This window comes from Dorea amylophila (assembly GCF_025567265.1).
GTDB lineage: Bacteria > Bacillota > Clostridia > Lachnospirales > Lachnospiraceae > Dorea_A > Dorea_A amylophila.
On sequence record NZ_JAOQJW010000003.1, the window covers coordinates 72248 to 87169 of the forward strand.

A 14922-nucleotide genomic window follows, 5' to 3' on the forward strand; every position below is an offset into this window, starting at 1 on the left:
TCTTCTCCATTATTTTATTCCACACAAAATCTTGCGGCAACTCGTTTCACACAGTCAAACAACTTACTTCGGATCAAATCCATCAAACTGCAAATCACATATACAGCTGGCACTACTATAATTAATTTAACTAATGCCCATTTATACACACCACTTTTCAGTTCATCTTCAAACAAATGCGCTACTACTTCATTCCGGATCAAACCATTATCATGAATCAGATACACTCCTAATGTCACACCTGATAAAATCGTGATCACCTGTTTAAGCTTTGTACTGTCAACTCTGATATTTACAAAAAATATCAACAGCGCAATACTTCCAAGAACAATTGTCGGAGATGTATAATCAACCAACACATTTGCATTCTCTGTATTGCCAACTTTTTCCATTATAATCTTACTCAAAAATGTAAGAAGCACCATGCATCCAAAAACTGACAAAGACAATCTTTTCTTAACTGCATGGTAATTGAAATATTTACGTATATATGCCCCAAACAGGTACATGATACATAACCACAAGGATGAATATCCTCGATTCACATTAAAAGGATCCGGATAGTATGAACCCTGCAACAAATAACTGACCAGAGTCGGTAGAGCAATATATATTGCAAATATTCCAATCAGCATGTACTTATATATTCTCTGGTCAATATAGTCCATCGCCAACCGTATCATCGGTATCAGACACATCATTCCAAAATAAGCTGTAACATACCAGTTTTTTCCTGATGTAACAGGAAAAAATGAATAAATCCACTCTTCTCTTGAAATCGTTCCATGTAACACTGTACAGTCCATAACAATCGTAATCATTAAACTATAAAACATAACTTGTAACCACAATTCCATGAGCTTACGAATGTTACACCGTGCAGTCAGAAAGCCACTTGCCAATGCATAGCAATTCACTGCTCCATAACATGCGATTTCAATTAACCATGCTACCTGATAGCATCGAGACATGGGCGGCATATCATCCAGTACACCTCCATGACCTAGCATATGTAATGTTACAATCATCAGCATAGATACAATCTTCAACAAATCTATTCCTATATTCCTCTCGGTCTTCATTCATTACTCTCCTACTCATTACTCATACCGATTGATTATATCATATCTTGTATTTCTTTACCAGAGCGAACACCAAAACCTGGCAAAAACCATTTAGAGTTACATTTCTTATTGACACATGCCTTTCCAAACTGTATAATACCCATATGTTCATAAAATTATAAGGTGGTGCAGTACATGAACACACAAGAGTGTGATATTTTGAACTTAATATTATCCAATACATATACAAATCAAAGAACACTGGCAGAGGACTCCGGTCATTCCCTTGGAATTGTCAATCGTTCTATCAAGACATTGATTGCCGAAGGTTATCTGGACGAATCCATCCAGCCAACGCAGAAAGCTATCCGTGAACTCACAGAGGCTTCCCCGGAAAGAGCCATTATTCTCGCTGCCGGCTTCGGGATGCGGATGGTTCCGATCAATACAGAAGCACCAAAGGGGCTTCTTGAGGTACACGGCGAACCATTGATCGAGCGTCAGATTCGGCAGCTACATGCTGCCGGCATTCACGAAATCTACATCGTCGTCGGCTTCATGAAAGAACAATACGAATATCTCATGGATGATTACAGTGTAGAGCTGATCGTGAATCCGGACTATGCGGAAAAGAATAATCTCCACTCTCTGTATCTTGCGAGAGAACATTTGTTAAATGCATATGTGATTCCATGCGATATCTGGTGTGATCAAAGTCCATTCCGCAGGCACGAACTTTATTCCTGGTACATGGTCAGTGATCTGGTAGATAACGACAGTTCGGTCCGTGTAAACCGTAAGCTGGAACTGACTACGATCTCTGCTTCTTCCGGGGGCAACTCGATGGTCGGCATCAGTTATCTTCTCAGTAAAGATGCCAGGGTCATTCAGGAACGACTGGAAAGATATGACAAAGATCCGGCATATGCTGATAAATTCTGGGAAGAAACCCTGTACGAAAAAGGCAAAATGATCGTTCCTGCCAAAGTCGTACATGCCGCTAATATCGTAGAAATCAATACATTTGAACAGCTCCGGGAATTGGACAGCAATTCCAATCATTTGCAGTCTGATGTTCTTGAAATTGCTGCCGAAGCACTACACACACAACTGGAAGACATCTCGAATATCACGGTTCTGAAAAAAGGTATGACCAACCGTTCTTTCCTGTTTGACTGCAATGGATGCAAGCATATCATGCGTATTCCCGGCGAGGGAACCGATCAGCTCATCAATCGTCGCGAAGAAGCACAGGTATACCAGATCATCCGTGATAAGCACTTATGTGATCACATCGAATACATCAATCCGGAAAACGGATACAAAATTACTCGTTTTCTGGATCACGCCCGTGTATGTGATCCACACAACTTAGACGATATTCAAAAATGTATGCATCGTCTGAGACAGTTTCATGAGATGAAATTAAAGGTGGATCACCGTTTTGATCTGTTTGGCCAGATCGATTTTTATGAAAAACTATGGAACGGGCGCAGTTCCGCATATCGGGATTATCAGAAAACAAAAGAGAATGTATTTTCACTGCAATCTTATATAGAGCGATACAAATCAGAAGATGTTCTCACCCATATAGATGCCGTTCCTGATAATTTCTTATTTACGACTAATACCGACGGTAACGAAGATATCCGCCTGATTGACTGGGAATATGCCGGAATGCAGGATCCCCATCTGGACATCGCCATGTTCTGTATCTATTCACTTTATAACAAGGAGCAGGTGGATCAGCTGATCTCTCTGTATTTTTCAGAAGGATGTCCAGACGCTATCCGTATCAAGATCTATTGTTACATTGCCTCTGCCGGACTTCTCTGGAGCAACTGGTGCGAGTATAAAAGACATCTCGGTGTCGATTTCGGCGAATATTCCCTGCGTCAGTACCGATACGCCAAAGAATATTACCGCATTGTACAAAACGAATTAAACAACATTACCAAATAAAACATTCAAGCTAAGGAGCATCAAATCATGCACACTGTAAAAAGAGCAATTATCATGGCTGCCGGATTCGGTTCCAGAATGCAGCCTGTCACATTAACAACCCCAAAACCTCTCGTCAAAGTAAACGGGATGCGTATGATCGATACGGTAATTCAGGGATTACATCACAATGGTATTCAGGAAATCTACATCGTTGCAGGATATCTGAAAGAACAGTTCTATGCATTGGAAACACAGTATCCCGGTGTGAAGATCATCGAGAACCCTTATTATGACACCTGTAATAACATTTCTTCTCTTTATGTTGCACGCGAGCATCTGGAAGATGTAATGATTCTCGATGGAGATCAGATAATCTACAATGACAAGATTCTGGATCCTTCCTTCGAGCGTTCCGGTTATAACTGCGTCTGGACCAATTCGCAGACCGATGAGTGGCTCATGACTGTCAAAGACGGAGTCGTAACCTCCTGCAGCCAGACCGGCGGAATAGGTGGCTGGCAGCTCTACAGCATCTCACGCTGGTCCGTCGAAGACGGCAGAAAACTAAAACAACATCTGGAAATTGAATTTGAGCAAAACAAAAACCGTCAGATCTACTGGGATGATATTGCCATGTTCTGTTATCCGGGAGAATACCATCTGGGAATCTATCCGATGAAGAAAGACGATATTATAGAAATTGACAATCTAAGCGAGCTGGCCGCTCTGGATTCCAGCTACCAACAATATATGGAGGCGCAATAATATGAACACAAAAAAATCACAAGGAAAAATAGACTGGATGATCACACTGCTTCCGCTAGGCATCGTCATCGCACTTTGCATCCTCTTCTTCTTCCTGCCGAAACAATCCAATGCAGTATTAAGCCAGATCCGGTTCTTCTTCGGCGACACTTTCGGCACTTACTATCTGGTCATCGGTCTTGGAATCTTTATCCTGTCCCTGTACATAGCCGGTTCCAGATATGGTAACATCGTTCTCGGCGAACCCGACGAAAAGCCAAAGTATTCTTTCTTTGCATGGGGATCTATGATGTTCACCTGTGGACTTGCAGCTGACATCTTATTCTACTCATTCTCCGAATGGGTACTCTATGCTACCGATCCGCATATCAAAGAAATGGGAAGTATCCAGGACTGGGCCGGTGTATATCCGCTCTTCCACTGGAGCTTTATCCCTTGGGGATTCTATCTGGTGCTGGCAGTCGCTTTCGGTTTCATGCTTCATGTCAGAAAAAGAAATCGCCAGAAATACTCCGAAGCCTGCCGTCCGATCCTCGGGAAACACACCGATGGCTTAGCCGGACGTATCATCGATCTGTTGGCAGTATTCGCACTGCTTGCCGGTACCGCAACTACATTCAGCGTAGCCACTCCACTGATGGCAACCATCATCGGCGAGCTCTTTCATATTGCAGTCAGCAGAACCGTTATCAATATTATCATTCTTCTGATTACATGCGCCGTATATACTTATTCCTTACTGCACGGATTCAAGGGAATCAGCAAATTAGCCAATATCTGCATCTATATGTTCTTTGGTCTGATTGCATTCGTATTATTATTCGGTGGTGAGACCCGCTACATTATCGAGACAGGATTCTCTTCTCTCGGCCGGATGATGCAGAACTTTATCGATCTGTCCACCTTCACAGACCCGTTGCGTACTTCTAATTTTCCGCAGAACTGGACGATCTATTACTGGGCTTACTGGATGGTATGGTGTGTTGCAGCCCCATTCTTTATCGGAAGTATCTCACGCGGAAGAACCGTACGTCAGACTATTCTTGGCGGATACGTATTCGGTGTAGGTTCTACATTGACAAGCTTTATCGTCCTTGGAAATTATTCTATGGGAATGCAGGTAACTGAAAAAGCAGATTTCATTAAGCAGTATCTCGATAACGGTGATCTGTATGGCATGATCGTAAGTATCATCAAGACCTTGCCTTGCGCTCCGGTTATCATGGTCGTCGTATTGCTCACAATGATCGCTTTCTACGCCACCTCCTTTGATTCTATCGCATTAACCGCTTCCTGCTATAGCTATCACACTCTGGAAGACGGGGAACAGCCAAACAAAGGAATTCAGCTTATGTGGTGTATCCTGCTTATCTTACTTCCGATCGCACTGTTATTTGCTGAAAGTTCTATGAGCAATCTGCAATCGGTCAGCATCGTCGCAGCCTTTCCGATTGGTGCCGTCATCGTAATGATAGCACTCAGTTTTCTGAAAGATGCGAAAAAATATTTGCAGGAAATGAAAAACGAATAAAAATATAAAAAGAACAGAGGCCAGGATTATAGCCATACAACTGCTGTTTCCCGCCTCTGTTCTTTTTTTCGCCCTAAGGAGCCCAGATCCCCCGTTCGTCTACATAATATCGATTATAATCTACCCATTCCGAGACAGCCATCGCACCGCTTGACTTCAGGTAGCATACGCCTTGAATCCACATATCGTGATCCATTGCACCGCTCACCTCGAAGAAATATCAGCTACCACCTATCTTCTGCCAGCCACGCTGTATCTCTCCTTTTTCATCGAAATAATACCAGGCATTACCAATATAGCCCCATCCTGTTGTCACACGCCCGTTCGAGTCAAAATAATAATAGGTTCCGTCCAGCAGGCCCCATTCACTTTCTGTCTTTACATATTCCGTAGCAATTCCATATGCATTGACTCTCACCACCAGTGAGTTATCATTCTCATTCGTAACCGGAATGATATTTCCATCCGCATCTCTTTTTCTCTCGTAGTTCATAATGCTGATGTTCATATTTCCTATTCGGAATCTGCGATAGACGGCATTCTCTTCGAGATCCAGATCTGTGATGATCTCTACATGACGGTCTTGCGCTGCCTGTATGATTCTGTCATAAACATATTGATTATCCCACAGCGTATCCTCATCCGCATCCTCGTAGTAATATGGATCTGTCACATCTTTCCCATGTGCCGCCAACTGATACGAATCATCATACTCTGCGATATACAGGCTATCCACCGGAAAATGTTCTATAATCTCATCTCCACTTCCGATGTGATCACTGTGCGCATGCGTTGCAATGTAAAAATCCAGCTTTTCCACACCAAGTTGTTTCAAATAGTGGACGACCTGCTGCTCATATCCTTCATTCGTGGTAATTCCATATCGATATGGATATTTACTTCCCGTAGAACCACTCGGATAATCCCAGTCTTCTCCGGAGTCGACCATTCCGAAATGACCGTTACTCTCCAGCAAAATGGCATCCGATGCCCCGTACAGTGATATATCTTGTTGTGTTGCCAGATGCCGCATAGGTATCTATGTGTAGAAAGAATAGTGCCCATGCAAAAAGCAGCATGATTCTGACAGCTTTTTTACGAATATTTTTCACGCTTTTCACCTCGTCTGTAAGTTTCGTTTTTTATTCTATCATAGAATACTGCTTTTTTCTTACTTTTAACAATATTTTTATTTTTTCATTTTTCAAACAAAAAACCTTTTCGGTAACTGCTTGCAATACTCGCAGAATATAGTAAAATGAAGCTATACAATTTTATATGGAGGAAATGACATGAAGAAGTACTTAAAGAAAAGTTTTGCAGTTCTGACTTGTACGGCAATGTGTATCCAGGCACCGATGGCGGTACTGGCGGAAGAGATGCCTGGAAGTGATACCAGTCAGCAAATCTCCGTACAGGCACTGACAACGGGCCAGTGGAAGAAGGACAGCACCGGCTGGTGGTATCAAAATGCAGATGGGAGCTATCCGAGAAACCAGTGGCAGATGATCAACGAACAATGCTATCACTTTGACTCCAACGGTTACATGCAGACCGGCTGGCTAACACTAAACGGAATCTGGTACTACTTAAAATCCGGTGGTGAGATGGCAACCGGCTGGGAAAAGATCAGCGGAGCCTGGTATTACCTTGGCGACAGCGGCGCAATGGCTACCGGATGGCAGATGATCGGTGAATCATGCTATTACCTCGGCAGCAGCGGCGTAATGGCTACCGGATGGCAGAAGATCGGAAGCACATGGTATTATCTGCGGTCAGATGGAAGTATGATAGAGAATCAATGGGCACAGATCAGCGGAAACTGGTATTATTTTACTTCCGGCGGTGCAATGCAGCACGATACCTGGATTGAGGATTGTTATGTTGATTCCAACGGAGTATGGCAGCAGAATTATCGTCCGGCGCAGTGGGTTGAAGAAAAGAATGGGAAAAGATGGTACCGCAGAGAAGACGGAAGCTATCCTGCGAATGAGTGGATGCTTCTTGATGCCGGAAACAGGGATTGGTGGTACTACTTTGATGGATCAGGCTATATGGTAACCGGTTGGAAAAAAATCGGTGGAGCCTGGTATTATTTCAGAGAAAACAGAGAAAAACTATATGGGGCAATGTGTTTAGATGGAATGTTCCAGATCAACGGTACCTATTACAGTTTCGCTGCCGACGGAAAGATGCAGACCGGCTGGGTAGCGCATGGCTTATGGTATTATTTTGATCCTGATACGGGAGCTCCTGCAAAAGGCTGGAAAGAATTGAATCATACGATGTATTATTTTGATGAATCAAATGGATATATGGTTACAGGTCGCCGGAAGATTGATGGTGAGGGATATTGTTTCAATTCAGATGGAAGTATGCACACCGGCTGGTATAAAGAGATTAACAAATGGGCCGATGATAATTCTGACTGTATTGACTTTCTGTATTTCGATCCGGATGGAAAGTTACATAAGAAATGGCTTACAGTAGACGGAAAAACCTATTGGACAGGTGATTATGGCTATGTTACCAAAAGTTATCCGGATAGATATGAGTCCATCGCAATTCGTAAGATTGATGGATATTGGTATGGATTTGATGAAAACGGTGTCATGTTGACAGGGTACCAGCAATCAGTAGATAAGAGAACCGGGAAGACTGCCGATTATTTCTTTGACGAACAAGGACGTCAGGACCCGGATCATACCGGCTGGATCGAGATTGATGGTCAGCAGCATTATATGTCACATGGATTTATGCTGGTAAGTACTCGTTACATGATTGATGGTGTGATTTATAATTTTGATGAAAATGGAGTGGCAACAGCAGAAAAGCATTGATTTGTTAGTTCCGCTTCCGAGAGACTGTAGACAAAAATGGTGTTGGGTCTTATGCCCAGCACCATTTTTCAGTAACTTCTTATTTATTTTTTGTCAGGATTCCAAACTCCGTCGGCATCAACATAATAATTACCGTTTACCCACTTATTCGTTGCTTTCGCACCGGAGTTTTCCAGGTAATACCAGTTTCCGTCGACATTCTGCCAGCCTGTCAGCATCCAGCCGTTTGCATCAAAGAGGTAATCCTTTCCCCCGATGCTCTCCCAGCCGTTGCATGCATAGCTTCCATCGGAATGGCGATACCACCAACGATTTCCGCTGACCATCCACTGTGCTGTCACTCTGGTCTTTGTCCAGCATCCGGTATTGTCCACATAATAGTTACCGATCCATTTATTAGTAGCCATCACACCGTTGGCTTCTACATAATAATTGTCAATCCATCTTCCGGCTGCCATCGCTCCTGAGTTATCCATATAATACCAGTTATCATCGATATTCTGCCAGCCTGTTATCATCGCTCCTCCGGCATTAAAGTAATACCAGGTTCCTCCGATTATCTGCCATTTCGTCTGCATCACTCCCGAAGGAATCATATAATACCACTGGTTTCCAACGATACACCAGCCAGTCACCATATAGCCATTCTGGTCAAATCTATACCAATTATCAGAGATCTTCATCCAGCAATTCTTTGGATAACTTCCATCAACATTGCGGTACCACCAGCGTCCGTTTGTCTGCATCCATTTGGCCGGTCTGTAATTTTTGACCCACACACCGTTAGCATCTACATAATAATCACCGATCCATGCATCTGTCAGCATTGCTCCCGATTCATCTACATAATAATAGTTTCCATTATCCTGGATCCATGTATTTTTCTGCTTTTTACCATTCTGATAGTAGTACCATTTACCATCCTGCTTTGTCCATCCATTCTTTGCAGCCCACTGTGCAGTAACTGTAATGTCTGCCTTTACGTTCGTATAATCTCCGGACCATCCGGTTAATGTATATCCTTCTGTCTGCAGATCCGGAGCTGTTGCATCTTCTCCGGATACCACCTGTTGTGTAGATATAACCGTATCTCCGTCTTTGAAAATAACCGTATGTACGTTCTTCTCAAAATCAATGCTATGCTGTGCTGCATATTGCTCTGCTTCCGACCCTGCTTCTCCGTAGATTACAAATCCCGGAATAACCGTATGGTATCCAAACGTTGCATAGTCTGACGAATAGTGTTCTCCCTGTGTTTCATCTGCTACCTCTTTATATCCAATGGCAAATTCTCCAATTTCCTTCACACTGTCCGGAATAGAAATTGTCGTCATAGACGGACAGTTGTGGAATGCATAATCTCCGATATTCGTCACGCCATCCGGAATAGTAATTGCTTTCAAGTTCTCTTCGTCCGCAAATGCGAAGCTTGAGATTCCCTTTGTTCCTGCTTTTACAGTAACCGCAGTGCCTTTTGGCATAGTTCCTTTATAGTTATACAGAACTTTTCCGGCATATACCACTCCGTCTTTCTGATTGGCATACCATTTTGTTCCCTTGAAACTGTTACCGCCAATCTTCTCTATGGTGTCCGGAATATCAATTTTCTCTAACGATTCACATCCTCTGAATACTGCATACTGAATCTCCGTGACATTCTCAGGGATACTGATCTGCTTCAGATTTTTGCTGTACTCAAAAGCATACTTATGCAAAGATTTTACGTTACTACCAATTTTTACATTTGTAACACCTGTATTCCAGAATGCAGATTCAGGCACATATGCAATTCCATTACCGATCGTAACATCTTGTAAATTCTCACAATTTCCAAATGCTACCTCTCCAATACTTGTTACTGTATCAGGAATGTCAATCTCTGTAAGTCCACTTCTTTCAAATGCGAATTGGCCAATGCTTGTTACATTCTCTGGAATCTTTATGGTTTTCAACTTAGAACAAAAATTGAATGTGGAGTCTTTAATTTCTTTTATTCCTTTTCCGAGTCTTACATTCTGTAGATCTTTACAATAATAAAAAGCATATTGTTCCAGATTCGTCACGCTATCCTTAATATCAATTGATCGTATTCCACTTCCGCAAAATGCCAGAACGCCGATTTCTTTCAGTCCATCATTCAGTTCTACTTCTGCAAGACTTCCACAGCCACCAAACGCATTTTCTCCGATGCTCTGTAATTTCTGAGGACATGTAATTTTTTCCAGCTTGCTGTCATCATAGAATACGGCATCTTCAATCTTTCCCAATTCACTTCCAGAAGCAAACGTGATGTTCTTCAGATTCTTACAAGATGCAAATGACTGGTATTGCAGAGAGGTTACACTCTTCGGAATGGTAGCACTTTCTATCGTATTATTCTCAAAAAATGCTTCTTTTCCTATCGCACTGACCTTTTTATCCGCCAGTGTATCCGGGATTGTAAGATTCTTATCATTTCCCTTGTATCCTGTAATCTCAACCGTTCCGTCTCCCAGCACTGCATAGTCATAGCTCTGTTCCGAACCGGTCTCGTTCTGCACTGCTATCTGTTCTGCGTCCGCTTTACTCTGCACTGCTGTCTGATCTTCTGTTGCGACCTTACTGTCATTCTGATCATCCTCTTCTTTGCTATCGACTTGCTGACTCACTGTATCTTCCTGCTCAACCGTCCATGAAATCTTTCCGGTCTGATCATCCAGGAAATATCCTGCTGCCAGATAATACTCTTCTCCGGCTGTCAATTCCATATCAATACTGAAGTTTAACCCTTCTCCGCTGTCATTGTCCGAAGCGATCATATTCTGATCTGCATCATAGACATAACCGTAGGTATCTTCATTTCCGGTCGAGTAGAAGCGATATGTTCCCGTCTCATCCGGCGAGAAGCGATATTTCTGGATATCTTTCGCAGACTCTACCGTTGTCTCATACTGCTTTCCACTTTCAACACTTTCGACTGAAGCAGGATTATCTTCTGCATAGACAGCCAATCCTGTTGTCGATACCGTCGCAGTACAAGTCATTGCAGCCATCACAATTGCCACAATTTGTCTTTCCGCTTTTGTAATCATTCCTCTTTCCTCCTTCTTTCTTGATTACCTGCTCTTCTTTCCATCACCTCCTTCAAAAGTACACTCTATTCACAAGTGCATACATCCGGAACATTCTTGACATTATAGTATCCGTCCGCAGTTTCTGCACAATGTTCATTCGCTATAAGTCCTGTTTTCTTGCAATACTTCATCTTTACTACATTTTTGCAATCCGGGAATTCCTTCTGTGTATCGATCTTCATATTCTTCAATATATTGTGGAAAATAACCGGAGATTCATTTTCTATGTAAGCCTCCGGTTTTTTTTCTTCATACCACACTGTGCAGGAATATTCCGGTGTCATTCCTACAAACCAGTTATCTTTATAATCCCGGCTCGTCCCTGTCTTTCCACAGACTTCCACATTCTTGAGCGCTGCTGCTTTCCCTGTTCCATCTTTGGATACAACTTCTTTCAGCAGTCGATTCATAACGTACGCTGTCTCCTCCGCTATCACCTGCTTTCCAGACTTGTCCCAAGACTCATAGTACACACTCCCGTTCACCTGAACCTTCTCGATCGTATACAGATCATATCTTTTTCCGCCATTTCCGAACATCAAATACGCACTCTGCAGTCCACGCATTGTAACTCCGTTTTTCAGATAGCCCAGTGCAATATTCGAAAGGACACTGTCCTCTCCCTCTTTTTGCATAATTTTCTGTTCTTTCCCGGTAGCTATCTGCAGATCACTGTCCATGAATCTGCAGGCCTCCTCTACTCCACACAATTTCAGTGTTTTTACTGCGATTGCGTTATTCGATTCTTTGAGTGCCTGCTCCACGGTAACCGGCTGATTCGTATAAGGCTTCGTATTCTGTGGCCAGTCCGTCATATTTCCATCCGAATCTTTTACTTTCGTATATGGACTGTCTTCACACATAGACGACCAGGTAATCTGATTATGTTCGATTCCCGGGGCATATACACTCAGCGGTTTTATCGTCGATCCGGCGTATGTCGCATGATCCACATAATTAATCCCGTTCTCTCCTTCACTGTAGCAGGCGGTTATCTTTCCTGTGTAGTCACTTACAAGCGCTGCGAAATTATCTCCGCTGATAGTTTCGGCACTCTCATGTCCTTTCTGAATAGCCTCCAGTTTCTTTTCCTCCAGTGCCGTATGAATCTTCATTTTATCCGCCACTATTTTCTTCCCTGCTTTTTTTTCAGAGAGATGTTCTTTTTTCTCTACGATCTTCAGTAGATCTTTACATGTTATATCGACATAGGCATCGTATTTATCGTCACATTGATATTGCAGTTTCCCGTCATGATAATACAATTCTGCGATCACTTTCCCTTCTTTATCTGTGATAACAGAATTCTCCTTATTCTCCATCCTGCTCCCTGCGATTGCAATCCCCACACATACACATCCGACAATTCCTATTCCCACTGCTCTTTTTTTATTCATTGATCTTCTTTTCCATTTCTTTTATCAGTTCCAGCTTCTCATGCGACAGCAACACCGTCGGCGTATCATTGATCTTCCATCCCAGGCTGCTCGTCTTTTCTTTTACATCGTTTAACAATCCCGGAATGGTGTTCGCACGTTTGACACACTCCTGTGCACTTTTTGTATCTTTGCCCTTTAGATATTCTCCTTCTGCATATGCTAACGTGTCCAGATAATCCTCGTATTCTTCATATTGATACGGAGCAAGCTGTATCGCGATCAGCTTATTCTTTATATATCCTTCCATATCACCTTCGGCAAAGCATACCTGCGCTCTTGCACTGTAAGCAACCGCAACCTTCGAATTGTCTTCAATGATTTTATCGGATATCCTTTTCATCTTTTTTACCGTATCCGCTTTTTTCAGCAATTCAATCCTTGCTTCTGTGTTCCCCTGATATGTCTTCAATGCCTTTTGCGGCATATTCTTCATATAATAATAATCGGATAATCCCGTCCTGTAAGAGACAGCCATCACACCAATTGCAGCAAACAGACTGCATATCCTTGTAAACCAGGAAATCGAGATCTCTTTCACATTTTCATCTTCCAGAAGCAGAATCACAACCATTCCGATAACCAGGAACTGGAAGTCATAATCAAACAAACTGTGTAATATCACTATAAGTAACAAAAGCCGGTTACGCCCACTCACATTTTTGGAAATACAGGATTTTACCAGCATTCCATAAAAGAGAATCGCCGGAAGGATCCCTACATCAAGCATCAATTGCAGCAATTCATTGTGTACACTTACAACCGAATATACACCTGTCTGACAGGAAGTCTGCAGATAATGATATCCATAATATCCCAGTCCGAACGGATGTGTCAGAATCATTCCGGCTGCATCCTTCATATACAGTAATCGTCCCCAGAATGTACTGCCATTCGTGCTGAACACCCTGATCAGCACCTCTTTTCCCACTCCTGTGATCCATAGAAGAACGACCAACACCGCACATCCTCCGGCCGCCATCAGAAGAACCTTCCCCGGCAGTTTCCTTTTTACACAATACCAGGCGCCCAGAACCAGCATAAGCAGAAGAACCGTTCTGCTTCCGCTCATAATTATTCCAAATACAGCGATTCCCGCGTATGCACACCAGAGCCAATCTATCTTATCCCAATTCAGCTTATCTACCGCAATGACCAGGCAGATCAGCATGAATAGCGCATATGTATTCGGATACTGGAAAAATCCTGCAAGTCTTCCTGCAACTGACACGCTTTTTTCAAATATAGAAAACTGCATCATTACAAACGAAAAGAGCGTCATACACGCTCCTAATACAGGAAGAGTCTCTATCAGTCTTTCTTTTCTGTCTTTCTTTCCCGCGATCAAAAGAAACCACAACAATAACGGAAGGAACTTTACTCCTCCCATCAGAGACATCCCGCTGTCAATCCCCCACAGTGCCGTGAGAAAATACATCAGGCATACGATAAAAATACTCAGCAGATTCATATTGAATGCCAGATATACCTTCTTATTTTTCATAACACAGACAAAGATTCCTATCAGCATTACCGCATTCAAAATTGCCGATGTGTAGACAAAATATCCTCCCTGTAATAATCCGGCCAGCACAATTGGCAGTGTGTACAGATATAATTCCATTTCCATTCCTCGTTTCACATTTCTGATAATATTTCAACAATAGAATTATAACACTTTTGGAATAAAAATTCACAAAAAATTATCTGACACCTCGTACGTCCCTATGACTTCTTTACTCGAATATTTCAATGTCTCAAACCGGTAGATCATCACACTGTCCTCAGATGTATCGATCACACGTCGTATCTCCCGTTTCAACCTGCCAAGCCTTGCTTCCGTAATCGTCCCTTCAAAGACAGACCTCTGTACATGCGTAAGATAACGTCTGCACGTCTTCAATACTTTATTATTTCTCTTGGCATTCACATTGTCCGTTCCTTTTTTAATGTTCCCTGATACTTGTTCATCTTGCATTCTTTTGCCAATACACTTAAATTGAAAAACAGGACATTCTCTGCTTGTACATCATTATTGCTCATAGCTTTGCCTCCCATCGTAATCTTATATTTATTCTATCATAAATATTGTTATTGAAGAAGTGTTATTTAAGACAATTCCAAAAATATCAGTAAATTAATGTTGTTTTTGATATTTTTATTCAATTGTTTCAGAAAATTCAGTTCAACATCATTAATGGGTCTTAGCATTTACTGTAAATCCATTTG

11 protein-coding genes are annotated in these 14922 nt (G+C 42.3%); 4 read left to right on the forward strand and 7 right to left on the reverse strand.

Annotated features, from left to right (window positions below; all coding sequences use genetic code 11):
- Positions 1-14: 14 nt before the first annotated feature.
- Positions 15-1082, reverse strand: coding sequence for an acyltransferase (locus tag OCV72_RS02305; protein WP_055281632.1), 1068 nt, complete (start codon positions 1080-1082; stop codon positions 15-17).
- A gap of 177 nt (positions 1083-1259) precedes the next feature.
- On the opposite strand from OCV72_RS02305, the gene OCV72_RS02310 reads away from it, so the two are divergent.
- From OCV72_RS02310 to OCV72_RS02320, 3 genes are read left to right on the forward strand one after another with little or no spacing between them, the layout of a single operon-like run.
- Positions 1260-3026: an NTP transferase domain-containing protein gene (locus OCV72_RS02310; protein ID WP_055281635.1), complete on the forward strand. Its 1767-nt coding sequence runs from the start codon at positions 1260-1262 to the stop codon at positions 3024-3026.
- A gap of 27 nt (positions 3027-3053) precedes the next feature.
- Entirely contained in the window at positions 3054-3773 is a 720-nt protein-coding gene (locus OCV72_RS02315) for an NTP transferase domain-containing protein (protein ID WP_055281637.1), read from the forward strand.
- 1 nt (position 3774) lies between these two features.
- Positions 3775-5304 carry a BCCT family transporter gene (locus OCV72_RS02320; RefSeq protein WP_055281639.1) on the forward strand — a complete coding sequence of 510 codons (1530 nt, stop codon included), beginning with the start codon at positions 3775-3777 and terminating at the stop codon, positions 5302-5304.
- A 73-nt stretch (positions 5305-5377) separates the two neighbouring features.
- Here OCV72_RS02320 and OCV72_RS02325 read toward each other — a convergent pair whose 3' ends face one another.
- Together OCV72_RS02325 and OCV72_RS02330 are read right to left on the reverse strand one after the other, a co-directional pair.
- On the reverse strand, positions 5378-5500 hold the full coding sequence (locus tag OCV72_RS02325) for a hypothetical protein (RefSeq protein WP_242859190.1): 123 nt from the start codon (positions 5498-5500) through the stop codon (positions 5378-5380).
- A gap of 24 nt (positions 5501-5524) precedes the next feature.
- Positions 5525-6337, reverse strand: a complete 813-nt coding sequence (locus OCV72_RS02330; protein ID WP_055281641.1) for an MBL fold metallo-hydrolase — start codon at positions 6335-6337, stop codon at positions 5525-5527.
- 259 nt (positions 6338-6596) lie between these two features.
- Here OCV72_RS02330 and OCV72_RS02335 point away from each other — a divergent pair, with 259 nt between their 5' ends.
- Positions 6597-8144, forward strand: coding sequence for a hypothetical protein (locus OCV72_RS02335; RefSeq protein WP_055281643.1), 1548 nt, complete (start codon positions 6597-6599; stop codon positions 8142-8144).
- An 83-nt stretch (positions 8145-8227) separates the two neighbouring features.
- On the opposite strand, the gene OCV72_RS02340 is transcribed toward OCV72_RS02335, so the two are convergent.
- From OCV72_RS02340 to cas2, 4 genes are all read right to left on the reverse strand, one after another.
- Complete coding sequence (locus OCV72_RS02340; RefSeq protein WP_055281645.1) at positions 8228-11215, reverse strand: leucine-rich repeat protein; 2988 nt, start codon at positions 11213-11215, stop codon at positions 8228-8230.
- A 65-nt stretch (positions 11216-11280) separates the two neighbouring features.
- Positions 11281-12654: a penicillin-binding transpeptidase domain-containing protein gene (locus OCV72_RS02345; RefSeq protein ID WP_055281647.1), complete on the reverse strand. Its 1374-nt coding sequence runs from the start codon at positions 12652-12654 to the stop codon at positions 11281-11283.
- Entirely contained in the window at positions 12647-14317 is a 1671-nt protein-coding gene (locus OCV72_RS02350) for an O-antigen ligase family protein (protein WP_055281649.1), read from the reverse strand. Before OCV72_RS02350 ends, OCV72_RS02345 begins: the two co-directional genes overlap by 8 nt.
- 69 nt (positions 14318-14386) lie before the next feature.
- The gene (gene cas2 / locus OCV72_RS02355; RefSeq protein WP_330376542.1) at positions 14387-14623 is read right to left on the reverse strand and encodes a CRISPR-associated endonuclease Cas2; all 237 of its coding nucleotides are present in this window, start codon (positions 14621-14623) and stop codon (positions 14387-14389) included.
- Between the last annotated feature and the right edge of the window lie 299 nt (positions 14624-14922).

What these genes read in the sequence shown, in the direction of transcription:
- OCV72_RS02305 (WP_055281632.1), bottom strand. Translation starts at nt 1,082, where the DNA reads ATGAAGACCGAGAGGAATATAGGAATAGATTTGTTGAAGATTGTATCT.
- OCV72_RS02310 (WP_055281635.1), top strand. Translation starts at nt 1,260, where the DNA reads ATGAACACACAAGAGTGTGATATTTTGAACTTAATATTATCCAATACA.
- OCV72_RS02315 (WP_055281637.1), top strand. Translation starts at nt 3,054, where the DNA reads ATGCACACTGTAAAAAGAGCAATTATCATGGCTGCCGGATTCGGTTCC.
- OCV72_RS02320 (WP_055281639.1), top strand. Translation starts at nt 3,775, where the DNA reads ATGAACACAAAAAAATCACAAGGAAAAATAGACTGGATGATCACACTG.
- OCV72_RS02325 (WP_242859190.1), bottom strand. Translation starts at nt 5,500, where the DNA reads ATGGATCACGATATGTGGATTCAAGGCGTATGCTACCTGAAGTCAAGC.
- OCV72_RS02330 (WP_055281641.1), bottom strand. Translation starts at nt 6,337, where the DNA reads ATGCGGCATCTGGCAACACAACAAGATATATCACTGTACGGGGCATCG.
- OCV72_RS02335 (WP_055281643.1), top strand. Translation starts at nt 6,597, where the DNA reads ATGAAGAAGTACTTAAAGAAAAGTTTTGCAGTTCTGACTTGTACGGCA.
- OCV72_RS02340 (WP_055281645.1), bottom strand. Translation starts at nt 11,215, where the DNA reads ATGATTACAAAAGCGGAAAGACAAATTGTGGCAATTGTGATGGCTGCA.
- OCV72_RS02345 (WP_055281647.1), bottom strand. Translation starts at nt 12,654, where the DNA reads ATGAATAAAAAAAGAGCAGTGGGAATAGGAATTGTCGGATGTGTATGT.
- OCV72_RS02350 (WP_055281649.1), bottom strand. Translation starts at nt 14,317, where the DNA reads ATGGAATTATATCTGTACACACTGCCAATTGTGCTGGCCGGATTATTA.